Genomic DNA, 22824 nt, shown 5'->3' on the forward strand with positions numbered 1-22824 from the left:
TTTTCATCCGGTTCGCATAAGGAAGCTTGCAGCCCATGGCTTCCCTCTCTGGCTATGCTATGCTCGAAGTACTTTGTCCCTTCAACGGATCATGATCTTCATTCTTTGCATAATTGTAATATCGAATTTTGGCAAAGTCAAGCAAAAAGCATGTAAATTCTATACAAATCCGCTTATGCTGCCCTTATTTTGCCGCGTTCAGCTGTTTATATGCGTCATGGATCAGCATATAAGTGTCACCGTTCGTCAATTCCTGCTTCTTGGCGATTCCATCGACGGTCTGCTTGGTCAGATACCCTTTGGACTGCAGCGCGCTTACGGCATCCCCCTGGGCAGCATCAAGCTTCAATAAAGACGCGATCATTCCCGCCGCGATATCCAGGGAAAGCGGCTGCTTCTCAGGCGCCTTCTCATTCGGAATGACCGCAGTCGGGTTACCTGTCAATACAGCAGGCTTGAACTTGCGTATCCCGTTCAGCATGTTGACCATGCGCTGTTGATTTGATGGGCTGTCGAGATTGAATTCATTCTTGTAGCCGCCTGTAGCCAGACCAAGACTCACCGCCGTCTTCAGTCCCTCATACGATTTGTTCTCCATGAAAGGCGCCGGCTTGATGGTGTATGGCTTCAAATCCATCCCCTGCTTGTTCAGCATGTCCTGAAGCTTGGCAATCGTTTCCTTGGAGGCAGACATTTGACGGAATGTCATATTCTGCTCGATGGCCAGCTTCGCAGCCGCTCCTGCTGCTTCCCCTTCCGCCATACCGACAGGAATAACCCGTGCGCTTCCATGCGGCAGCGTATCGTAGCTGGCCGCTCTGCCGACAACAAGAAGCCCGTCCACCTTAAGCGGAACGATGCTGCGGAACGGAATCGCATATTTGTCCGGATCTATAACGACCGCTCCGTTGTCCGCAGGGCTTGTCCGTTGAATATCGACCGGATAACCGCCGAAGGCGATGCGGTCCCATTGATCCCGGTTTTCCAGCAGATCGATAATGGATAATCTGTATTCGCCTATCATATGACGGGATTCGCGAACATACAACTCAGGAGCAATGCCGTCCAGCTCTACCCCTTCAAAATCAGGGTAGCTCTTTTTCAAATAAGCAAGCACATGCGGCAGCTCGTCCTTGGCAATTTGCTGCGCTTCCTGCTTGGATTTAGGATCAAACGGGTCCACCCCGAAAATTTGCAGCGCATTGACCAGCATCGTGTTGTCATTCTGGCGCCCGCCGTTCAGTCCGCGCATTCTTACGCGTTCCTTGTTAACGGCCGGGTAATCCTGCATTTTGTCAAAGCCCCACAGGCTCATCTCGTTGATGCCGTATTTTTGCTGTCCCTTATCCTCGGCTTGAATCGTCTTGGCGAATTGCTTCCAACGCTCCGGCGTGATATTGGTCAAGCGGAATACCGCTGTGACGGCCATTCGGCTCTTCACGTCGGCGAGGTCCTCTCTGCCGTGTGTGAATGGAACCCCGGCCATATCCCCGATGTCCCCATCCTGCGTTGCATCGATAACTGCTTTAGCCTGAATCGATAGGCTAGTGCCGTCCGCCTTCGTGACGGTAATGCCTGTGACCGTTATTTTATCGGTCGTCTTGGCGACGGAAGGCTCGATGGATTTCGCTTGCATGAGCAAATCGATATTGCTTTCTTTCTGTACCATAGAATAGAACGCGTTGGCGGCCGTCGTAATGTCGAAGGAATCTCCCTCGATTTTGCCGTACCATTCAGTGAAAATTCCTTTATTCATGATGTCATGCTTGCCAAGCACGCTTTTGGTAGGATCATAGTTCATGTCGATGCTGTTTAACCAGCCTTCGGTCATAAGCCCACCCAGGATGGTACGGTTTTTTCCGTCAACCAACAATGTCTTGAGTCCGTTGCGAGCCGCGGATAACGCTGCCGCGACACCTTCAGGGTCGGTACCGACCACGATGACATCGTAGCTGTTTTTAATATCCTTGGTCGACTTGACTTCCATTAACGCCTTAGACGCTCCCCTACCGCCGGCCGACGCGCCTTCTTTCTTCACTGCATACCAATAAGCCGCCGCTCCTATAGCAGCTACTAATACAATAGCAATAACCGCAAGCAGCCAGCCTCTTGCATTACCTGTTGAATAACCTGCTTTCCCCATTCCACACCTCGTTGACATATGTAATGACTTTCTACAACCAATAAAAGCACAATTCCCCAACCTTTATATACGGCGAAAGGCGCCAAATGTTTCAGCGTCTGCTTATAAATTCCAGTTATAAGCATTTACCCTTTGGACATGCCTGTCTTAGTGTACCATACCGCCGGCTTTCAGGAAAAGAAACAGGCCCCCGGAGTTTTTCTTTCCCGAGGGCCATACGTTTTTCCGTAATAGAACTAGATTGCGAGATCATCGGAACGTTTGACGAGTCTGTCTTTTTAACTGCTCACTCACGGAAGAATATCCTGCCGATAGCTCGTTTTCGGACAGTGCCGCGGCAACCATTCCCAACGATTCGTCCAAGCTGCAAAACAGCAGCTGCTGCTCCGGTTGGACAACTGCCTTTTCTTTACCGGATTGATGCATACAAATGTAATCTCCTTGTAGTAGGTATACTTCTATTTTGTCCAAACCAGACGTAACCTAACCATGGAGATCGACATCCTGCCAAAGCGTAAAACAACTAGAAGAGCGCTATTTGCTTTCAATAATCAAGGTAACGGGACCGTCATTGACAAGCGATACTTCCATCATCGCTCCGAATGTCCCCGTCGCTACCGTTAATCCTTGCTGCCGAAGCAGCTCATTGAACCGGTCATATAAAGGCTTTGCCTGCTCCGGACGGGCTGCTGCCATGAAATTCGGGCGCTTGCCCTTACGGCAGTCGCCGTAAAGGGTAAATTGGGATACGGACAATATTTGCCCGCCTACATCCAGAACGGAATCGTTCATTTTGCCCGATTCATCCTCAAAGATACGAAGACCTGCGATCTTCTCGGCTGCGAATTTGGCGTCCTGCTCCGTATCCTCGTGCGTAATACCCACCAAAAGCACAAGCCCATGGTCGATGGCCCCCACAACGGCGCCGTCCACGGTCACTTGCGCTTGTTTGCTGCGTTGAACGACCACTCTCATTATGTGTTCTAACCTCTATTCGTGTAATAATGCAAAGAACCGGCTACGATTGCATGATTCTCTGCACGGAATATACATCCTTCACGCGCTTGATTTTTTCAACGACGGCGTGAAGATGCTCAATATTGCGGATCAGGATGGTCATATGAATAATCGCCATCTTGTTTTTGTCTGATCGTCCCGAAACGGCGGAAATCACCGTCTTGCTCTCGGACACCGCCTGCAGCACCTCATTCAGGAAACCGAAACGGTCATGTCCGGTAATTTCAATCTCAACGTTGTAGTTAGCCTCGATGGAATCCGCCCATTCGACCTCGATCACCCTGTTCCCCTCTTCACCGCCATCGGCAACCGGGATATTGGTACAATCCTGCCTATGGATGGATACTCCCCTGCCGCGCGTTATGTAGCCGACGATTTGGTCCCCTGGAACCGGGTTACAGCAGCGTGCGAAGCGAACGAGGAGGTTGTCCACTCCTTTGACACGAACACCGTGAGTAGGCCGGCCTTTGCGCTCTGTCGCCGCCGATTTCAGTTCCTTCACTTCTTCGGTCAGCTGCAGTGCCTGCTGGCGGGCCTCCTCCTGCTGCTTGCGCATTTTCTCGGTCAACCGGGTGACAATCTGTGCAGCTGTAATGCCGTTAAAGCCTACAGCTGAGTACATATCCTCGATCTCGTTGAAATTGAATTTCTTGGCGACCTCCAGAAGCTCATCTTCCTTCATCAAGGTTGGAGGGTCGATACCTAGACGCTTAAGCTCGCGCTCAATGGCGTCCTTGCCCTTCTCGACGTTTTCCTCCCGCTTCTCCTTCTTGAACCATTGGCGTATCTTCGTACGAGCATGCGAGGACTGCGCCAGCTTGATCCAGTCCTGGCTCGGCCCGTAAGAGTGCTTGGACGTTAAAATTTCAACGATATCCCCGGTTTTCAGCCGGAAATCCAGCGGGACTATACGGCCGTTGACCTTCGCGCCGATCGTACGGTTCCCGACCTCCGTATGGATACGGTAGGCAAAATCCAGCGGGACCGATCCCGCTGGCAGCTCGATGACTTCCCCCTTCGGAGTAAACACGAACACAAGATCGGAAAAAAAGTCCATCTTGAGCGATTCGACGAATTCCGAGGCGTCCTGGGCATCATGCTGGAGCTCCAAAATTTCTCGGAACCAGTTCATTTTGTCCTCGAAGCTGCCGGAAGGCACCATGCTGCCTTCTTTATAGGCCCAATGCGCCGCAATTCCGTACTCGGACGTTTTATGCATTTCGAACGTACGGATCTGCACCTCAAGAGGCTCGCCCTTCGGACCGATGACTGTCGTATGCAGAGATTGATACATGTTCGGCTTAGGCATAGCGATGTAATCCTTGAACCGGCCCGGCATCGGCTTCCACAGCGTATGAATAATACCTAGCGTTGCATAGCAGTCCTTAATATTGTCAACAATGATTCGGAGTGCCAGCAGATCGTATATCTCGTTAAACTGCTTATTGCGGGCCGTCATCTTTTTATAAATGCTGTAAATATGCTTCGGACGGCCGGAAATATCGCTCTCAATGCCCATTTCGGACAGCTTCTCCCGCACGGTCGTGATGACATCCTCGATATATTTTTCACGTTCGGTCCGTTTTTTCTGCATCAAATTGACAATGCGGTAATACTGCTGAGGATTCAAATAGCGAAGCGCAATATCCTCCATTTCCCACTTGATGGCAGAAATCCCGAGACGGTGAGCGATCGGGCAAAATATTTCCAGCGTTTCGTCCGCTATTCTGCGCTGAGCTTCTTCCGATTGATGCTTCAGCGTACGCATATTATGCAGGCGATCGGCCAGCTTGATCAAAATGACCCGGATGTCCTGAGCCATCGCCACAAACATTTTTCGATAGTTTTCGTTTTGCTGCTCTTCTTTGGTTTTAAACTTGATTTTTTCGAGCTTGGTCAGACCGTCCACCAGCATAGCGCAGGTTTTGCCGAATTTCTCGTTTACGGTTTCCAGAGAAACGGTCGTATCCTCTACCACATCATGAAGCAGTGCGGCAATAATTGAAGTAGTATCCATCTGCATGTTGACCAAGATTTCCGCTACGGCCAACGGGTGCAGAATATAAGGCTCCCCTGATTTGCGAACCTGGCCCGAATGAGCCTGTTCAGCGAACTCGTAGGCTTCTCTTATACGCTTCAGATCACTTTCTTTTACATAGCCGGACGCCTTCTCAAGAAGCTGCTCAATGCCCATTCGTTTATCCATTCCCTTAATTCGATTTTAATCCATTATGCCTTTGAAATAGGCGCTACGTCAACTTATTTGCGCCATTTCGACAAACTTTGTCGAAAAATTTTATTGGTTTTGGGAAAGGCTTCATCCTCTTCTCGATTTTCACAGCTTATGAAGCGAATCAAGAATAATTTTTCGCCGCTCTCTTATATAGCTGCGTATCAGCTCGGGCTCCCCGTCAAAGATGGATAACGACCATTTGCGCATGGAGTCCTCGTAGATATGCGGAGCAATGGCCTCATACATTTGCTGTACGACCGGATCTATCTTTTTGACCGTCAAATGCTGTTTGACGATGGAGCGCAGCAGGACCTTGTAACGGCTTCGAACACTTTTGAAGGAAAGAAGTTTGCTCGTAAGCTGGTTGTACCCTTCTATCCGAACCAGGTCGCTTCCGCATTTTTTGCCGTAGCAATTACGCCCCCATGTTCCCTCGTAATCCCATGGGATCATACGATATTTCATTGTTTTTTTATGACGGTATACCGCATAGTTTTGATCAAAGCCATCGTAATTCCCTGTACAGACGGCGCCGGCCAGCCATCGGAGATAGTTCTCTATGTCTACCCGTTCCTTCAAGTATCGACCTAATCGGCTCCCCTTAAGCGTGTTCAGATTCAATATGAACGATTTCCATTGCCGGCGGTCCTCTTCAGTGCCTATGATGTGCTCATACCCGTTGAACAGCGAGGATTTTCTTCTCTGGGTTTCCGGACTGATCAGCGTTAAATCTGCATTATCATTAACCGCATAGAACAAAGATTTAACGGAAATATTCCGGCTGCGGAAAAAATACCGGTCGACCCCTTCGATTTCCAAATATACCCCGAGGCTTTGCCCGTTCAGCTTCAGCAAGCAGTGGCGCGTCCTGGGGCTGGGTACTCCAATCCATTGAAAGAATTGAAATGATAACGCGTTGCGAATCATGGAAGGATCGTCGAATTCGGCATTATAATGATACGTTTTGCCATTACGTACAACCTCATATGATTTTTTCGGATAATCGCGCGTGTGACCTCCACGGTAACGCAGGAGAATAGGCTCTCTTCTTCCCTGGATAAGCATATGGGCTTTAACGTATTTTTCACTCCATACGTTTTTCTGCAGCGCTGAACGCTCTTCATCTCCAATCACAATTGACCGAGTTGACAGTTCCATGGAACGATTCCGCCTTTCTTTAAGAAAGCAAAAAGCCTATCACAGGAATGATAGACTTTTTGAGGTAATTCACCTTATGCGGTTGTGACCATAGCCGTCACGGCGTTTGTTCCCATGCCAGCAAAAGCCCCTTCAGATATTAGCATCCAGGCTGGTTGCCTCTGCTTCCTCCAGTGCGATTACCTTGGCTTCTATGACTGCGGTTGCCTCTGCTTCCTCCAGTACGATTGCCCTGGCTTCTATGGCTGCGGTTGCCTTTGCTTCCTCCAGTACGGTTGCCCTGGCTTCTATGACTGCGGTTGCCTCTGCTTCCTCCAGTACGGTTGCCTCTGCTTCCTCCAGTGCGATTCCCTGGGCTTCTATCGCTGCGGTTGCCTCTGCTTCCTCCAGTACGGTTGCCCCGGCTTCTATCGCTGCGGTTGCCTCTGCTTCCTCCAGTGCGATTCCCTGGGCTTCCGTCGCTGCGGTTGCCTCTGCTTCCCTCAGTACGGTTCCCCCTGCTTCCACTACGATTTCCTCCTGATCCCGGCAATTGAAACTACCTCCTTTATTGAGATAGTTCAGTCTATGAGATTCGATCGGAAGTGAACTAGACTGTAGTTTGCTAGCCGCAAAATATACACATTGACCTGTTAAAGCGCCCTCTTTGAATCTCTTATAGATAGACGTGGAACTTCTAGCAAATATAGATTGACAACTAGTACACCTTCTTGCCGGATACATATATATAAACTATGAATTCCCTACCATGATTAATGAAAGGAGGTCGCTGCCTATGAATTAATTCACTGGCAGGCAGCGTGCAGGTGAGGTGCAAATGAAAGATAGTGAAACAGGCTCTAGGTAGAATAAGGGCCGCTATGAATGACAAGATTTCTAGTTTTAGTAACTTATCGAGAGGGGAATGTTAAAATGAGTTATTTTCATCAAATGGTATCTAACATGATGTCACAGAATACCAGTGGAAGATCAAGATCGCAGGGCTCTTCAGGCAATATGCTGTCCAATCTAGTGGGAACTCAAGTGAAGGTGAATCGCGGCGGTCCAGATTCCGTTGTGGGCACTCTGATCTCCGTTCAATCCGAATTTATCGTAGTAAGTACACCAAACGGTATCGTATTTATTAATCGTTCTCACATCAAAAGCATTACTCAAATGGGATCAGGCGGCAACAGAAGCGGCAATCGAAGCGGTAGATCCGGAGGAATGTCCAACGTCATTCATGCGAATACCTTCAATCAATTATTGCAAAGATTGCGCCACAAATTCGTTCAGATCAACCGCGGCGGCCCTGAAAAAGTAGAAGGCTTTATAGCTGAAGTTAGTCAAGACTTTGTCTTGCTGCTCTTCAACAGAGAGCTTATCCGCATTCCTATTTTTCATATCAAAACGGTCAGCGTAGCCGCTAACAAGAGCTCCGGCAACAACAACAATAATAACAACAACAATAACAATAACAACAAAAGCGGCAGCAATAATAAAAGCAATAAAAACAACAGCAAGAGCGGTAACAACAACAAAAGCAACAAAAACAAAAGCAACAAAAACAAGAGCAACAAAAATAATAAAAGCGGCAGCAGAAGCTCCGGCGGCAACAAAAAATCGAACAGCCGACGTTAATGCCAGGCACTGTAACCGTCCTAGTCTGTGACTCTACAATTCCTGCTTCATCCGAATGGATGACATTAACCGTCTCTCTTATGACGGTTATTTTTCTAAACAGGGAGTAAGCGTTGGATCTCTTTGAATCTGCCATGCATTGATCTCATGCCGGGATGCCCGATAGGGTTATATCGGTATCCTGGCTGAGTTAAGTACGTAAGCGCGCATCATTTACATTTCTAAGAATAGGAGGTGCTTTATGACACTCTTGAACACATTGCTTGATAAACAGGTAGAACTCCATATTTCGGGTAAAAAAACGCCTATCCGCGGAAAACTGATCAATCTGGGCAGTGACATCATGGTGATTTATAATGGACAACAGTTTCTGTATATCCCTCTCCTGCATTTGCAGCAGCTGACACAATATGAAGAAAGCAAGGACGAAGCCGTTATTGTAGTTCCCGCCGAGATGCCGTTCGAGGATCAAAAGGATATTTCCTTCCGCAAAATATTAATGAATGCCAAGGGGATGTTCACCGAAATTTATACAAGCGGAAACCAGTCCCTTCATGGTTATGTAACCAGCATAATGAATGACTATTTCGTCTTCTATTCACCCGTATATCACGTAGTCTATATCCCGATGCAGCACATGAAATATCTTAAGCCTTATGATCCCAATGTGACGCCTTATTCGCTGAACCAGGAGCGTTTCCCTCTAAGTCCATCCACGATAACGCTGGCTAGAACATTCGATCAGCAGCTGAAAAAGCTGGAAGGTCAATTTGTCGTCCTCGATATCGGGGAAAACCCGAACAAAATCGGTCAGCTTAAATCGCTGCAAAATAATCTGATCGAGATGGTCGCAGCCGGAGGAGAGACGCTATTCCTTCATATGGAGCATGTCAAAACGGTTCATCTGCCATAATCTAATCCCAAAAGGTCCTCCGCTGCCTAGAAGCGAAGGACCTTTCTTCTGTTCTAACGCATATTAACGATTAAGCTCCCAGGTGATCCGTAATCCTTCAAGGACTAAATCCGGGTGCGTGTGCTGGATCGTGCTGGACTCGGGGGAGATCAATTCGGATAATCCCCCCGACGCCACCACGGTGAACGGCAAAGCCATTTCCTCAATAATGCGAGTAACAATACCATCGACTTGTCCGGCTATTCCGTTCACGATCCCGTACGTCATGCTGGAGGCTGTGTCGTGAGTGAGAAACCGCTGAGGGCTGGTGATGTTGACCGAAGGCAGCTGAGCGGTACGCTCATACAATGCTTCCGCTGAAATAACGCCTCCCGGAAGGATGGCCCCGCCGATAAATTCGTTATGCTCATTGACAACGCTGATCGTAGTAGCTGTCCCCAAGCCTATGACGATAACAGGCGCTCCGTATAAGTGGATGGCGGCAATGGCGCTTGCGATTCGATCCGCACCTACTTGGGCTGGTTGGTCCGTCACGATTCTCAGGCCTGTTTTCAACCCGGGGCCAAGCTCGAGCGGCGCAATACCCAGCTTTGTCCGGCACACTTCTCTTACTGCCGTCATTAACGGAGGTACAACTGAGCTGATTATGATTCCGCTTAGCCGCTCATAAGCGAAACCGCTTTGTTTAAACAGCTGGCTCCATACGACCCAGATCTCTTCGACCGTCATTTCCCTCTGTGTCGTCACTCTCCAGAAATACACCATTTGCTGCTCTTTGTATACCGCTATTTTTGTATTGGTATTGCCGACATCTATCACTAAAAGTCCCGATTGCATGACATACCCTCCAGCCGCTTCTTTAACCGATTACCGATTGTTTTTAATGCTATTATATACAATCTGCCTAGGTGCGCCAATCGACCGGGAAAGATATAAAGTAAGATAAATTCGACAACCTTCATATTAATTTTTGTCGTAATGTAGTAAAATAACACTAGATGTCATTTTAGATAGGGGATAGGTTAGATGAGCAAAGAACAGAATACGACTTTACTGTTGAATAAGTTACTTTGCGTGAGCCGGCAACTCAAACGCTCGCTGCAGGTTATGAATATCGATCCTAACCTTAACAATTCAACGATATCTGTGATGTTTCAATTGGAGCATCACTCCATGAAGATGAACGATATTGCCGATTACTTATGCATTACGCTAGGTGCGGCAACCAGCCTTGTCGATAAATTGGAACGTCAGCATTTGGTTGAAAGGGTTCGCTCCGTTGAGGACCGGCGGATTATTTTCGTGCAGCTCACAAGTACAGGCAAAGATAAGATCCAATCCTTGCGCAACCATATTCTTAGTGAAGTACGGTCCATATTTAACGAAGTTTCCAATGAAGATTTGCAGAGCTATATTCATACAGCCCAGAGTCTGGAAGCATTGCTTTCCGCTTACAATGAGAATGTATGCAAAACGACGTAATCGTCCATCCTAAAGCTATGCTCAGCCTTTGTTGTAAACGCTAACAAACCAACTTTGCAACAGACTGGCTCCTATTCAAAATCCGGGCTATTCAACTGTAAAAATGGGTAAAACCGCTTGGGGTTCCTGAACAACCCTCCCCTGTCAAGCTGCCATGCATGGGGGTGAGGATGTCCAGGGCACAAGCGGTTTTTACATCAGGAATGGGTTAGCTTAGAGTCTATAGAAACGGGCGGCATTATGGCCGAAGACATCTTCCAGGTCGGAAGGCGTCAGCGAATCCGGCAGCGTGCTCTCCAGAAGCTTATATACGTCGTCGTATTCCGCGGCTAGCAGACAGACAGGCCAGTCGCTGCCGTACATAATTCTCTGCGGTCCGAACCGGGATACCACGTGCTGGACATAAGGAACAAAGTGCTCTTCCCGCCAATTCTGATGATCTGCCTCCGTTACCATGCCGGACAGCTTGCAGTATATGTTCGGATAATCTGAAGCTATTTGTGCCATGTACGTGCTCCAAGGCTCCAGCTGCTGTTCGGAGATAAAGGGCTTGGCAATATGGTCGATAACTCCGCGTAGATCGGGCAGCTGCTTCAAAAGCTTTACGGTATCCTCCAACTGATGCATTTTGATCAGAAGATCAATTGGAAACTGCTCCCGCTCGAAAAATCGCAGCGCTTCCAAAACCGCCGGACGAAACGCATACTCCATATCGATATCCTGCAGCATGACCCGAATGCCTTTAAAATAAGGGTTCTGCTTGAGTCTCGCATAATGCTCCTTGTAGGAGCTGTCCTCCAGATCAAGCCAGCCTACAACACCGGCAATCGTCTCCGACTGCTCTGCCAGGCTCAGCATAAACTCCGTCTCGGCCAAGGTGGGCGCCGCTTGCACGACAACCGTCTTGCTGATCCCGTTCGCCTTCAAATGATCATTCAGCTGTTCCGGCAAATAATCCCGGTATAATACGCCCGAATCCGGTGTCAGCCAGCCGTAATCCCCGCGATCCAGCTTCCAGTAATGTTGGTGAGCATCAATTTTCATGGTCGATTCCTCCCTATACTCCCTATGTACATGCCGAATGATTCTCCTTACTTGTCTGATCATAATACAAGTGAATCCATTGCACAACAGCAAGCTGCGGGGGACATTCTATTTTTGTAAATAACCAATTGACAGACGTCAAAAGTCCGTGTTATATTTTTCAATAATTTAGTGCTGCAAAGACACAGATGGGGAAAGTACATTGTGGTGAACCTTAAAGAGACCCGGGGATGGTGAGAGCCCGGGAGTGAAGCCTGATGGAAAGCCGCCCCGGAGTCGCCCTCTGAACTTCATAGTAGGAGTAGGCCGGTCTTCCGCCGTTATCGGAAAGAGTGGACATAATATTGTCAATTAGGGTGGTACCGCGTGGGCATAAGCTCTCGTCCCTTTCCGGGGATGGGGGCTTTTTTTGTTGTCCAAATGCACCTTCTAGCCGGAGCCCCCCCTGCCTTTAACCCGTTGTACGGCTCGGATCCAGCCGTCTGACAGGTTAGAGAGATTGCCAATAGGATGTCAATTAGGGTGGTAACGCGTGAGCATAAGCTCTCGTCCCTTTATGGGGGCGGGGGCTTTTTTATTTTTACAATTCTTATGTCGTCGAATGCGACGATTCTCTCATCTGAAGAGGTTTCCCATTCTAAAGAAAGCCGGTGAACGTAATGAATATTCAATGGTCTGATCGTATTTCTCCTACGGTGAGGGATCTCCCTCCCTCAGGAATTCGTCGTTTTTTTGATTTGGTAGCTGAGATGAAAGGCGTCATTTCGTTGGGCGTCGGTGAGCCCGATTTCGTAACGCCGTGGAACATTAGGGAAAACGGCATCGACTCTCTGCGTAAAGGGTATACAATGTACACCTCCAACGCTGGCTTGCTCGAGCTAAGAGAGGAAATCGCCCGGCACCTGCATGACAATCATGGGGTTACCTATGAGCCACGTAACGAAGTTCTTGTTACGGTCGGTGTCAGCGAAGCTGTAGATTTGGCTTTGAGGGCCATCCTGCATCCCGGAGACGAGGTCCTGATTGCCGAGCCCTGTTACGTGTCTTATTCGCCCTGCACGATCATGGCCGGAGGCGTGCCTGTTCCGTTGAGCACCTCGGCAGACAACGAGTTCAGAATTACAGCCGAGCAGGTCGAGGCTGCCATTACCCCTCGTACCAAAGCTTTACTGATCAATTACCCGAATAATCCGTCCGGGGCGACCATGCCAAGAGAAGAGCTGGAAAAGATCGCAAAAGTGGTGGAAAAATACGATCTGATCGTCATTTCCGATGAAGTGTACGAGAAGCTGACTTACGTCGGAAAGCATACCTGCTTTGCCGAATTGCCCGGTATGAGAGACCGTACGATTCTGCTGAACGGCTTCTCCAAAGCCTATGCCATGACAGGCTGGAGGCTCGGCTATGCATGCGGCCACCCCGAGGTCATTGCCGCTATGACCAAGATTCATCAATACACGATGATATGCGCTCCTATAACGACGCAGCGCGCAGCTATAGAGGCTTTGCGCAACGGTTCCCATGAGGTGAGCGAAATGGTTGCATCCTACGATCAGCGAAGACGTCTGATCTTGAAGGGCTTCGAAGAAATCGGCCTGCCCTGCTTCGAGCCCAAGGGAGCCTTCTATGCCTTCCCGTCCATTGAGCATACCGGGCTAACCTCCGAGCAATTTGCGGACCGGCTGCTTACGGAAATGAAGGTGGCGGTCGTCCCGGGCAATGTGCTGGGCTCATGCGGGGAAGGCCACATCCGATGCTCCTATGCTTCGTCGGTCCAAAATATTACGGAGGCTATCGAGCGGATGGGAACCTTTATGAAAAACTTTTCCTGAACCGGTTAAAGTTCATGGTTCAACCTGAACTGTTCGGAGCTATTCATGTTTCCACAAAAACAAATCGCCCCCGGGTATTGCGGCCTGCTGCGAGGCTGCGATACCCTAAGGAGCGATTGCTTTCCCAGGCGGGGGCTATATTATTTTTTCTTCAGGCTATCCAATAGTTTGTTGGCTTCCTCTTCCGCCGTACGCATGTAGGTGTTAATATCCATGTCTCCGGAAGATAGCTTGTTCAGGTTTTTGGTATATGTCCCGAGAATCGCCACTTGGCTCTCCTGAATTGTTTTGTCAGCAATAGCAGGGAATTTGTTGTAGAAGAACGCTCCGAAGTTTTTGTCTTTAAAAGCGCTTTCTTGTCCGAGCGCTTTTTGGATCGATTCATTCTTCAAGGTCGTCATGATCCCTTTCTTGGAGTATTCCATCTGGTATTCGTCCGAGGTCAAGAACTTAATGACTTCCATTGCGGCGTCTTTATCCTTCGCCATCTTCGTAATGGCAAAATAACCCGGATACGATTGCGGTCCTACACCTGGAGCATCCGGCATGGTAGGCTCGGAGACGATATCCCAATTGAATTTGGACAATTCATCCTTCATCACTTGCGGCAAAATAGGAGATGAGATGAACATGGCCAAAGACTGATCTTTGGCGAACTGGTTCAGGTCCAGAATTTTCCCTTTATTGTTGGCCATCGCCTTTTGGTAGACGGGATTTTGAGTCGGCTGAATCAGCTGCAAGTCAAGAATTTGCTTCCATTTCTCGTTGGTGATGTTGGCTCTCAAATCCTTGGTAAGAAGCGGCAATGAATACTGGTTCACCAGGAACAAGTGATTGACCGAAGGCGAAAAGCCCGTATACGTGATGCCGTCTTTTTCGACGTTCAGCTTCTTGGCGATCTCGTTCAGTTCAGCCCAGGTCATGCCGTCCTTCGGATAAGGCACATTGAGCTTGTCGAAAATGTCCTTGTTATAAAATAAGGCCATACGTTCATTGTACACGGGAAGACCGTAAATCGCTCCGTTTCCCAGCTGCTTCATAGCGTCAATCAAGGAAGGCTCGAACCGGCTCACATCCACCTGATGCTTCTTCATAAGCTCTGTCATATCATAGCTCATCTCATACACCATATTGCTCCCAGGGAAGGAACCAATGGAGTCCCACTGAATGTCGATTCTTTGACCCGCATTGATCAAATCCTGCAGATCGCTGCCTGTCGCCCTCTGGATGTACTTGATCGTATAATTCGGAAACTTCTTGCGAATCGCGTCGCCATAGCGGTCATTGAAGCTGGCTTCAGAGTCGCGGCTCATGGAGTAGAATACCAGCTCTACGGGATCCTTGTTCTCTTTTACTGCAGAATCCTTGCCTTCCGGTGCATTGGCGCTATCGCTTCCACCTCCGCAAGCCGTTGCCATCATACTTACTGCGGTCAATGCCGCCAAAGTACCTGCCATTTTCTTTTTCATTTCATGCTCCCCTTTCATTTTCGTCCCATAAAGTGAAAAATATGTAAATCGATATGTGCACAAAAGCTCGCCCAAATAAGCGAACGAGCCTTTGTGTTTGATCTATGGTGTAATCGTTCAGTGTGCTGCAGCCGTATGAGCCGCCGCGGCTTTTTCCAAAGAGCCGCTGATTAACTCCATGCATACGATGGCATTAAGAGACCATTGAGAGATGGTGTTAGTGGCAATCCACGGAATTTCCCGGATAGGTCTGATGTATTCCAAGGTTTCGACCGGCTTCGTAATATCCGTCAATAGAACCTGCCCGACTTCATCCTTAAGCAGGATGCTCCAGGCAAGCTCAGCCAAAGCTTCGTCCTTGTTGTGAACCGAAGCATAGGCGGCGATACCGGTAGAGAACATCGGCCATGCAAATCCGCCGTTGGCGAGTTCACCGACCAGCTGGGCGCGCTTTTCTTCCCGCGGAAGATTGTAGAATGCTCCGATTTCCACTAGCATGCTTTCCCACTCGGCATCCTTAAGCATCATGGCCAATTCCATCCAGACTTGAGGGCCGCCCATACAGATGGCCAAATGTCCGCCGGCATTGTTCCCCATATCGTACAGTTTGCCGGTTTTCGGATCATAACCATGTACAGCCAGGTTTTTCATCCGGTTCGGCATATTTTTCAAGCTTTCAATGCCTACCAGCAGTTTATCCCTGTAGGCAGTATCCTCATAGCGCTCCCATCGGGTCATCCAGTTGGAGCTGAAGGCCGCCCAGTCCGGACCTACGCGGGCATGGGTCGGATATTGGTCTTTCGGGAAATAATAGCGCATCGGATCCAGATGAGCGGTCGTATAGTCGGAATCGGTCACCTCATCCATGATGTCGCCGATTCGCTCATCCGCAATTAAGTAATAATAGAAGCGATGCAAGCCCGCCATCCCGATTCGGGCTTCCTTGCAGCCGCAGCCCCAATGGATGACATTGTGCCGCGAACCCAGACCGGAATATTCTCCGAAATGGTACAGGTCCACCTCACTGGTGTGCCGGGTCATGGCTTCAGCAATACGGAATATATCTTCTCGTCCGGAGCGGAGGAACATGTACCAGAGCCACATATTCGGCACCAGCTCTGTATTTTGCCAAGCGCATCCTCCGATATCGTAACGCCACGTATGACGGGTAGGGTCATAACCGTGCATGACATCGCCGTAATCCCAGAAACCGTACCATCTGCGCTGCTCGATTTCCTCTTTATAGAAATCAATAGCCGCATCCAATTGATCTTCAATCTTGGAATGGACCGGGGTGCTCCGGTTAGGGAGACTCCAGATGCCGAATGCTTTGGCGTCATGGTAATATTCCGGCTTGCACACCAGCAAGGACGGAGATTGGCATTCCTGCGATACCGCATGCAGGGTCTCGTGGCTTGGCGTCTTCTCAAAGCACCAGATAGCCAGCTCACTCGTATTGGCCACACCGAATGGCGTGCTTCTCATTTCATCAAAGCCTTCATAGGAAGACTGAACATGCGTCGTCGTATCGTAATGGCGCAAATCCATCGCTTCGGCATCCGGCGACCAGAACCAAACGGTCATCTCCGCCTCATCCTTCGAAGTATGATGAAGCTCCATGGACGACGGGTACTTTTTCCAAAAGTTGCGTACTCCGACGGCCAGTCCGCCGTTCTCTCCTCCGGCATATACAGTGCCTGACGACCGCTGCCCGAATGCGGCGCGAATCCAGGCACATCCTTCCTGTGTCCGCTTCGTAATCGTATAGGAATCTGCCGACCCTTGAACTAGCTTGAAGCTATCCCATACGGCGGACTCTTCGATAAGACCGATAAACCGCTCATCCTCCACCGGGTCGAAGCTGACATATTCGCCTGCGGTTTGACGCTTGAAGATCTCTTCGTATTTGCCTGTAGTCCGATAGGTCATCAGATGCTTAGGAGATTCGCTGAATATCCCTGTATCACCTGTAAAGCGCACGTGACGGTTGTATAAAGGCCCTTGCATAGGAACCTTGAACGTCATGCCGATCCCCTTGACGAAATCCATATGGGGATTGCCGTCATAAGCGAACGTATGAATGGCTTTAATGGCTTGCTGTCCTGCATAGAAATAGAAGCGGACGGTAAAAGGCATCCATTCTCTGACACCGTTGTTCAGCTTATGCTTGCCTTCCACCCGAACCACCGCACGTACAGGCCCATCTTGCTCTACGACTACCTTCGCGATGCGGCTTGTGAAATTATGCTCCTTGACGGTCTTGCTTCCGCTTGTCATGTGGCGTTCCTCGCGTACGCATTGAAGCTTGCCGTCCGAGCAAACCAGGGAGCCGTCCCGATGGATGGAACGGAGGATGGATTGTCCTTCCCGGTTGAACCGGCAAAGTATGACTCCGGTATCTACGGCGATCACTTCTTCTGTTTCCGTTACCGTTATGGATGCTTCGGGAGCTGCTGCCGCCCCCTTGCCGAGGAAATACCGCTCGGAACGATCCCCGTGAATCGATGCGGCATGCGCCGACCATTTGACACTGCCGTCAGGCCAATAAGCTGTCGGCCAGCTTTGAACAGGGACAGAGTAGCCATTGGAATCCGTCAATTCAAGGGATTCGTTACGCTGCAGCTCACCTTCCGCCCATGGAATTCCCCATGTCACACCTAATCCGTCAGCAACATGTCCGCTTTGTCCCAGCCATTGCAGTTGAATTCGTTCTGCTTGTGTACCCACCGTACTACCCACTCCTTTTATTCGGTGATTCTATCATGTTGTTGGTTCTAAAGTGCGTTCTTAGGCTGGCTTTACCAGCCGTACCCATTCCGGACATACCTCGATCAGCCGGGACACGGCGATTTTAGCGACCTCTCTGGCCCCGCGCTCGTTAAAATGGGTATTGTCCCGTGCTCCATCCGGATAGTTCGGGTGCTCGCCAGGCTCAAGCCATACGAATAGGTCTTTGGAAGCCTCAGGTCCTAGAGAACGGTAAAGCTCCTCCGTTCCCGCTTCCATATCCACCAATAGCACCTTCTGCTCCGATGCCAGCTTTTTCATGGCCTTCGGATAATCGCCATGTGTCGGCACCAGAACGCCTTCATCGTTGAAGTTTCTGCGGGCGACCGAGGTGAACAGAATCGGTGTCGCTCCCTTTTTACGGGCTGCCGCTATATATTGGAGCAAATGATCCAAATACGTGGTGAACGGCTCTGTGTGCCGTTCAGCATCCGCCTTCTGATCGTTGTGCCCGAACTGAATGAACAAATAATCGCCAGGCTGAATGGTGTCGGCAATCGGCTGAAGCCGGCCCTCATCCATGAAGCTTTTGGAACTTCTACCGCATGACGCTTCATTGCGTACCTCTACATCCTGAATCAATAGTTCGCCGAGCATTTGTCCCCAGCCGGCCATTGGCGATTGGTCAGCCGGATAGCTGGCCGATGTAGAATCTCCGGCAATATAGATACGAGTCATTGGCTACCCTCTCTCTAATGCATGGACTTGTAAATTCGCGTATTCCCCAATCATTGGGGCCAACTGACGAAAGCCGATTTTTCCGCCTTCCAGCCGCTTTCCGAAGGTGACTCCATCATCCCTCCATTGGAATACAACCATGTCATTGATCATGAATACGATTTCATCTTTCCATTTAAGAACCTTGATCCTGTATGGCCCGGAAGCGTCTTGGACGGAAGGAATCGGATCCCCCCCTTGAGCCACCAAATGCAAGCCGCGGCTCTTGCGCAGGTTGCACGTATGGAAGCAGCGCTCATCGGCTTCCTTGCGTCTGAAATAAGATACATGGTAGGCATGGATATCGCTGTTATGATATTGCGGATAAATACCGGTACGCGGCGCAAGGCTTGGGTCGAACAAATCTTCCCCGTTCGCTCCGGTTGCCGAGAAGAAGGTCATGCAAAGACCGGGCTCCCGGATCGGCCAAAAATCCCAGCTGACGGCAATGGAATCCGGAAAATCAACCGGACACCAGAATACAAAATTCGCCTGTTGTCCAAGCTGCGGATCCAGCATATTCTCCATCCGCATCCGCTTCTGCGGAAAGGTAATGGCCGCTTGTCCTTCCATAATAAAGTGCTGAACATCTTCTTCACTGGTTAAAGGATTGTGATAGATGAGCTCGCCTAGCCGATATGGTAATGCTTCACTAATCGCAGTCATGTCTCTCCTCCTTAATTTAGTCTTACTGTAGCTTACATTGAATTTGACAACCATTGGATATTTTTGTGATACAGGTGGAGACCGTTTAGACTTTGTTGCAGTGCTTTACACTTCCTTGCACACGTTGTCTATAGGGCAAGAAAACGGGCTGTGCCACAGGGCACAGCCAAAGGGATTGGGGATACCTTAGGTTTTCTTTGAGCTATACTCCGCTTATTTTTTCTTCGAAGCTTGGTACAGATCGTTGATTTCTTTTACATAGTCTTCGCCGCCGCTCTTTTTCCAAAGCTCTACAGCTGCCTTGAAGCCTGCTTCGTCAATTTGGCCTACGATGAACTTGGTTCTGGCATCATTGATGATGTTATCCAGTTGAGGCCCTTTTTGTGCGTATACGTTGGAAACAAGAGGCTCGGCCGGGTTAGGCACGACGATGGCTTCGTTAGCTTTTTGCACTTCGTTGGATTTTTTGCGGACCGGTGTTTGAACAACTTCCAGATATCTGTTCTCAGGAATGCCCATGAACATTTGGTTCAAGCCGCTGACCTCCTGATCTATCAAGGCCGTATCCTTAACAGGCTCAATGCCGCCTTCCACCTTCTTATAGTGCTTGCCTTCGATGCCGTTGAAGCCGAGATTTTGTGCTTCTGTTTCATTCAGCTTATCCAGGAATGCCAATACTTGACGCAGATCTTTCTCGGTTTTTACCGCCGATTTGGAAATAACCACCATTCCGGCATAACCGGATGTAGGCAGAGCGCGGTTTCCTTTAGGACCCGCTACCGATCCCAGAATATCCATGAAGTATTTGTTCTTGTCATCCTTGCCTGCTTGCTGCAGAGCGGCGTGAATTTTATCATCGATGCGTGCCGCATTATCGGTTACGTCAACCATAACGCCTGCTTGTCCATTGACGATCGGATCGGTCCATTTATTGGAGTCCATCACCGCAAAATCAGCATTGATCAGCTTTTCATCGTACAGCTTCTTGAAGAATTTGAGAGCATCCATGTACTCCGGCGTATAGTGTGCAGGAATGAGCTTGCCGCTGGAGTCCTCACCCCATTTGTTAGGAACACCGAACCAGGTTTGCATAATATCAAAAGGACCTGTGTATTTGGAGATAACCATACCGTACGTATCGTTCTTGCCGTTCTTGTCCGGATCCTTGGTTGTAAAGGCTTTCAGCATGTTGTAAAAGTCGTCAATGGTCTTAGGCTCTTGCATTCCAAGATTATCCAGCCACTCCTTGCGGTACACGATACCGTTTCTTCCGAGCGGTCTGGCGCGGTAAACACCGTATATTTTGCCGTCAACGGAGATGTTGTTATTAACGATCGGGTTGGCCTTGCTCAGGTTCGGATAGTCCTTCAAATAAGGGCCTACTTCCCAGAAAGCACCGGAGCGTGCAGCATTGATAAAGCTGGCTGTTTTATCCTTGATGACCATTACGGTAGGCAATTTACCGGATGCAAGAGTGATGTTCATTTTATCCGCATAAGAGGAATCCGGCACCCATTCCAAATGTATTTTGCTATTGGTAAATTTATCCAATTCAGCGACTACCGGGCTTCCGTCCTTAGGGAACGTAGGCTTGAACGCAGGTAGCATAATGCTCAGCTCAAGCGGCGCGGACGATGAGGAGCCTCCCGAGTCCTTCCCTGCTGCCGGAGCCTTATCTCCACCGGCACCACAGCCAACCGCAGTAACAGCGATCGTAGAGATCATAACCCCGCTTACTAGACGTTTCATTGATTTCTTTCTGGATTTCATGAATCATTGCCTCCCTTTTTATCTTCATAGAGTATAACAAGTTTTACAAAAAAATTGGCTTAAAATTTATAATAGTTCGCATTACCGTTCCTTATCCCCCCTTTGCAGCAATGCGAAGAACTAGTTCTGAAAATGGTGATGATCGTAAGCATTGTTTAGCCTTTAATCGATCCTATCAATACCCCTTTGGCGAAGTGCTTTTGCAGGAACGGATACACAAGCAGGATCGGAATCGTACCGACAACGATAACAGCCATTTTGATCGTTTGCTCTGGCGGCTGAACGAAGGTTGGATCCAGCTGACTCATATCTCCGATGTTGCCTTGGGAGAGCATAACGAGCTGTCTCAGCATGACCTGAAGCGGCCATTTATCCGGGTCGTTGATATACAAGAGCGCGGTAAAGAAGTTGTTCCAATGACCTACGGCGTAGAAAAGGCCGAAGGTGGCAAGCACCGGCTTGGACAATGGAAGCACGATACGCCATAGAACGCCGAGCTCGGTACAGCCGTCGATTCTCGCTGCTTCCTCAAGTCCTGGAGGCATCTCCTGGAAAAAGTTTTTCACGACAATCAGGTTGAATGCGCTGATGGCTCCCGGCAGCATTAATGCCCAGTAGGAATCAAGCAATCCAAGGTTTTTCACAACCAGGTAGGTCGGAATCATCCCGCCGGAGAACAGCATGGAGAACAGCACCAGGTTCAATATGGTATTGCGCCCCATCAAGTCTTTCCTGGCCAAAGCGTAGGCCATCGTCACGGTAAAAATAAGGTTTACCGCGGTTCCCATCACCGTAACATAGATCGAAACCAGAATGCTTCGGAACAAGGTATCGGAAGAGAATATGAATTGATATCCGGAAAGCGAGAACGTCTTGGGAATAAGGAAGAACGCTCTTCCGGTCAGCTCCGCCTCCGTAGCGAAGGAGCCTGCAATGACATAAAGGAAAGGCAATATCGTCAAGATCCCGAGGATCCCGAGAACCGTATAGTTAAGCCCGTCGAACACATTATCCAGTAAGCTTCTGTGATGTCTCCCCATCGTATCGAACCTCCATTATTAATAAATCCCTGATTGACCGAATCGCTTGGCCAGATAGTTGCTGGTGAATACGAGGATGACACCGACAATCGACTTGAACAAACCGACCGCCGTACTATAGCTGAATGCCCCCTGCGTAATCCCCATCATATAGACATACGTATCGAATACGTCGGCAACGTCCCTGTTCAGTGCGTTCGTCATCAGATAGATTTGCTCGAAACCGTTTTCCAGAACATCACCGACTTTAAGAATCAACAAAATTATGATGGTGCTGCGAATCGAAGGCAGCGTAATGTGCCACATTTGGCGCCAGCGGTTAGCTCCGTCTACGATGGCCGCTTCATACTGCTCCGTATCGACTCCGGCTAATGCTGCAAGGAAAATAATCGTTCCCCAGCCGCATTCCTTCCACATGGTTTGCAATATGATAAGCGGACGGAACCAGTCCGGACTGGACAGAAAATCAATCTTATGACCAGTAGCCTGCTCCAGCATACTGTTAACGATGCCGCCTTCCGTCGTCAGAAAGACATAGGAGATACTGGCCACGATAACCATGGAGATAAAATGCGGTACATAAATGAGCGTTTGAATGGTCCGTTTGTAAAATTCTTTGCGAACCTCATTCAGCATTAGTGCGATAATAATAGGCGCCGGGAAGAAAAATACCAGATTATATAAAGAAAGCAGCAGCGTATTTCTCAGCAGACGGCCAAAATCCGGATTCTGAAAGAAGTCGCGGAAATGATCGAGACCGACCCATTCGCTGTTCATAAAGCCTGTGAAAGGCTGATAGTTTTTGAATGCGAGCATTACGCCCCACATCGGAACGTATTTAAAGATGAGGAAGTACAAAATACCCGGCAATAGAAGAAGATACATCCATTTATCCCGTTTCAGCCGTTTTAAAAATAGGTCCATGGTACTTTG

The 22824-nt window shown here is 49.0% G+C and carries 19 protein-coding genes and 1 other annotated feature; of the genes, 4 read left to right on the forward strand and 15 right to left on the reverse strand.

Annotated features, from left to right (window positions below; genetic code table 11):
* Positions 1 to 184 precede the first annotated feature (184 nt).
* The 6 genes from GGC63_RS00645 to GGC63_RS00670 form a co-directional block, all read right to left on the reverse strand.
* The gene (locus GGC63_RS00645) at positions 185 to 2143 is read right to left on the reverse strand and encodes an FAD-dependent oxidoreductase (protein WP_192700694.1); all 1959 of its coding nucleotides are present in this window, start codon (positions 2141 to 2143) and stop codon (positions 185 to 187) included.
* A gap of 249 nt (positions 2144 to 2392) precedes the next feature.
* Positions 2393 to 2569, reverse strand: coding sequence for a hypothetical protein (locus tag GGC63_RS00650; RefSeq protein WP_179136174.1), 177 nt, complete (start codon positions 2567 to 2569; stop codon positions 2393 to 2395).
* Positions 2570 to 2677: 108 nt separating this feature from the next.
* Entirely contained in the window at positions 2678 to 3118 is a 441-nt protein-coding gene (gene dtd, locus GGC63_RS00655) for a D-aminoacyl-tRNA deacylase (RefSeq protein ID WP_079912923.1), read from the reverse strand.
* 43 nt (positions 3119 to 3161) lie between these two features.
* On the reverse strand, positions 3162 to 5354 hold the full coding sequence (locus tag GGC63_RS00660; RefSeq protein WP_192701371.1) for a RelA/SpoT family protein: 2193 nt from the start codon (positions 5352 to 5354) through the stop codon (positions 3162 to 3164).
* A gap of 141 nt (positions 5355 to 5495) precedes the next feature.
* Positions 5496 to 6551, reverse strand: a complete 1056-nt coding sequence (locus GGC63_RS00665; RefSeq protein WP_192700695.1) for a CotH kinase family protein — start codon at positions 6549 to 6551, stop codon at positions 5496 to 5498.
* Between the two features lie 132 nt (positions 6552 to 6683).
* A complete protein-coding gene (locus GGC63_RS00670; RefSeq protein ID WP_192700696.1) occupies positions 6684 to 7058 on the reverse strand; it encodes a hypothetical protein in 375 nt (124 codons plus the stop codon).
* A 405-nt stretch (positions 7059 to 7463) separates the two neighbouring features.
* Here GGC63_RS00670 and GGC63_RS00675 point away from each other — a divergent pair, with 405 nt between their 5' ends.
* Together GGC63_RS00675 and GGC63_RS00680 are read left to right on the forward strand one after the other, a co-directional pair.
* Positions 7464 to 8171: a hypothetical protein gene (locus GGC63_RS00675; RefSeq protein WP_192700697.1), complete on the forward strand. Its 708-nt coding sequence runs from the start codon at positions 7464 to 7466 to the stop codon at positions 8169 to 8171.
* A 241-nt stretch (positions 8172 to 8412) separates the two neighbouring features.
* A complete protein-coding gene (locus GGC63_RS00680; RefSeq protein WP_192700698.1) occupies positions 8413 to 9084 on the forward strand; it encodes a DUF2642 domain-containing protein in 672 nt (223 codons plus the stop codon).
* Between the two features lie 63 nt (positions 9085 to 9147).
* Here GGC63_RS00680 and GGC63_RS00685 read toward each other — a convergent pair whose 3' ends face one another.
* Positions 9148 to 9921, reverse strand: a complete 774-nt coding sequence (locus GGC63_RS00685) for a type III pantothenate kinase (protein ID WP_192700699.1) — start codon at positions 9919 to 9921, stop codon at positions 9148 to 9150.
* A gap of 189 nt (positions 9922 to 10110) precedes the next feature.
* On the opposite strand from GGC63_RS00685, the gene GGC63_RS00690 reads away from it, so the two are divergent.
* Positions 10111 to 10566: a MarR family winged helix-turn-helix transcriptional regulator gene (locus GGC63_RS00690; RefSeq protein ID WP_192700700.1), complete on the forward strand. Its 456-nt coding sequence runs from the start codon at positions 10111 to 10113 to the stop codon at positions 10564 to 10566.
* A gap of 213 nt (positions 10567 to 10779) precedes the next feature.
* Here GGC63_RS00690 and GGC63_RS00695 read toward each other — a convergent pair whose 3' ends face one another.
* Positions 10780 to 11610 (reverse strand): amidohydrolase family protein, encoded by an 831-nt coding sequence (locus GGC63_RS00695; RefSeq protein WP_192700701.1) that lies wholly within the window; start codon positions 11608 to 11610, stop codon positions 10780 to 10782.
* Positions 11611 to 11786: 176 nt separating this feature from the next.
* Positions 11787 to 12001 (forward strand) — a binding site (T-box leader).
* A 268-nt stretch (positions 12002 to 12269) separates the two neighbouring features.
* Here GGC63_RS00695 and GGC63_RS00700 point away from each other — a divergent pair.
* The gene (locus tag GGC63_RS00700; RefSeq protein ID WP_225947847.1) at positions 12270 to 13442 is read left to right on the forward strand and encodes an aminotransferase class I/II-fold pyridoxal phosphate-dependent enzyme; all 1173 of its coding nucleotides are present in this window, start codon (positions 12270 to 12272) and stop codon (positions 13440 to 13442) included.
* A 140-nt stretch (positions 13443 to 13582) separates the two neighbouring features.
* Here GGC63_RS00700 and GGC63_RS00705 read toward each other — a convergent pair whose 3' ends face one another.
* The 7 genes from GGC63_RS00705 to GGC63_RS00735 all read right to left on the reverse strand — a co-directional run bounded on the left by GGC63_RS00705 (position 13583) and on the right by GGC63_RS00735 (position 22815).
* Complete coding sequence (locus GGC63_RS00705; protein WP_192700702.1) at positions 13583 to 14911, reverse strand: ABC transporter substrate-binding protein; 1329 nt, start codon at positions 14909 to 14911, stop codon at positions 13583 to 13585.
* Positions 14912 to 15028: 117 nt separating this feature from the next.
* Complete coding sequence (locus tag GGC63_RS00710; RefSeq protein ID WP_318780957.1) at positions 15029 to 17638, reverse strand: hypothetical protein; 2610 nt, start codon at positions 17636 to 17638, stop codon at positions 15029 to 15031.
* Between the two features lie 60 nt (positions 17639 to 17698).
* Positions 17699 to 18376, reverse strand: a complete 678-nt coding sequence (locus GGC63_RS00715) for a rhamnogalacturonan acetylesterase (RefSeq protein ID WP_192700703.1) — start codon at positions 18374 to 18376, stop codon at positions 17699 to 17701.
* 3 nt (positions 18377 to 18379) lie between these two features.
* A complete protein-coding gene (locus GGC63_RS00720) occupies positions 18380 to 19081 on the reverse strand; it encodes a DUF1961 family protein (protein ID WP_192700704.1) in 702 nt (233 codons plus the stop codon).
* A gap of 213 nt (positions 19082 to 19294) precedes the next feature.
* Positions 19295 to 20851, reverse strand: coding sequence for an extracellular solute-binding protein (locus GGC63_RS00725; protein ID WP_192700705.1), 1557 nt, complete (start codon positions 20849 to 20851; stop codon positions 19295 to 19297).
* A gap of 155 nt (positions 20852 to 21006) precedes the next feature.
* A complete protein-coding gene (locus GGC63_RS00730) occupies positions 21007 to 21891 on the reverse strand; it encodes a carbohydrate ABC transporter permease (protein WP_079912910.1) in 885 nt (294 codons plus the stop codon).
* An 18-nt stretch (positions 21892 to 21909) separates the two neighbouring features.
* On the reverse strand, positions 21910 to 22815 hold the full coding sequence (locus GGC63_RS00735) for an ABC transporter permease (protein ID WP_225947919.1): 906 nt from the start codon (positions 22813 to 22815) through the stop codon (positions 21910 to 21912).
* Positions 22816 to 22824 lie beyond the last annotated feature (9 nt).

This window comes from Paenibacillus sp. OAS669 (assembly GCF_014873645.1).
GTDB lineage: Bacteria > Bacillota > Bacilli > Paenibacillales > NBRC-103111 > Paenibacillus_S > Paenibacillus_S vulneris.

Excerpts from the sequence above, each read along its gene's own strand:
- GGC63_RS00695 (WP_192700701.1), bottom strand. The coding sequence starts at position 11,610 with ATGAAAATTGATGCTCACCAACATTACTGGAAGCTGGATCGCGGGGAT.
- GGC63_RS00680 (WP_192700698.1), top strand. The coding sequence starts at position 8,413 with ATGACACTCTTGAACACATTGCTTGATAAACAGGTAGAACTCCATATT.
- GGC63_RS00650 (WP_179136174.1), bottom strand. The coding sequence starts at position 2,569 with ATGCATCAATCCGGTAAAGAAAAGGCAGTTGTCCAACCGGAGCAGCAG.
- GGC63_RS00720 (WP_192700704.1), bottom strand. The coding sequence starts at position 19,081 with ATGACTGCGATTAGTGAAGCATTACCATATCGGCTAGGCGAGCTCATC.
- GGC63_RS00660 (WP_192701371.1), bottom strand. The coding sequence starts at position 5,354 with ATGGGCATTGAGCAGCTTCTTGAGAAGGCGTCCGGCTATGTAAAAGAA.
- GGC63_RS00705 (WP_192700702.1), bottom strand. The coding sequence starts at position 14,911 with ATGAAAAAGAAAATGGCAGGTACTTTGGCGGCATTGACCGCAGTAAGT.
- dtd (WP_079912923.1), bottom strand. The coding sequence starts at position 3,118 with ATGAGAGTGGTCGTTCAACGCAGCAAACAAGCGCAAGTGACCGTGGAC.
- GGC63_RS00685 (WP_192700699.1), bottom strand. The coding sequence starts at position 9,921 with ATGCAATCGGGACTTTTAGTGATAGATGTCGGCAATACCAATACAAAA.
- GGC63_RS00735 (WP_225947919.1), bottom strand. The coding sequence starts at position 22,815 with ATGGACCTATTTTTAAAACGGCTGAAACGGGATAAATGGATGTATCTT.
- GGC63_RS00715 (WP_192700703.1), bottom strand. The coding sequence starts at position 18,376 with ATGACTCGTATCTATATTGCCGGAGATTCTACATCGGCCAGCTATCCG.
- GGC63_RS00665 (WP_192700695.1), bottom strand. The coding sequence starts at position 6,551 with ATGGAACTGTCAACTCGGTCAATTGTGATTGGAGATGAAGAGCGTTCA.
- GGC63_RS00690 (WP_192700700.1), top strand. The coding sequence starts at position 10,111 with ATGAGCAAAGAACAGAATACGACTTTACTGTTGAATAAGTTACTTTGC.
- GGC63_RS00675 (WP_192700697.1), top strand. The coding sequence starts at position 7,464 with ATGAGTTATTTTCATCAAATGGTATCTAACATGATGTCACAGAATACC.
- GGC63_RS00645 (WP_192700694.1), bottom strand. The coding sequence starts at position 2,143 with ATGGGGAAAGCAGGTTATTCAACAGGTAATGCAAGAGGCTGGCTGCTT.
- GGC63_RS00725 (WP_192700705.1), bottom strand. The coding sequence starts at position 20,851 with ATGAAATCCAGAAAGAAATCAATGAAACGTCTAGTAAGCGGGGTTATG.
- GGC63_RS00700 (WP_225947847.1), top strand. The coding sequence starts at position 12,270 with ATGAATATTCAATGGTCTGATCGTATTTCTCCTACGGTGAGGGATCTC.
- GGC63_RS00730 (WP_079912910.1), bottom strand. The coding sequence starts at position 21,891 with ATGGGGAGACATCACAGAAGCTTACTGGATAATGTGTTCGACGGGCTT.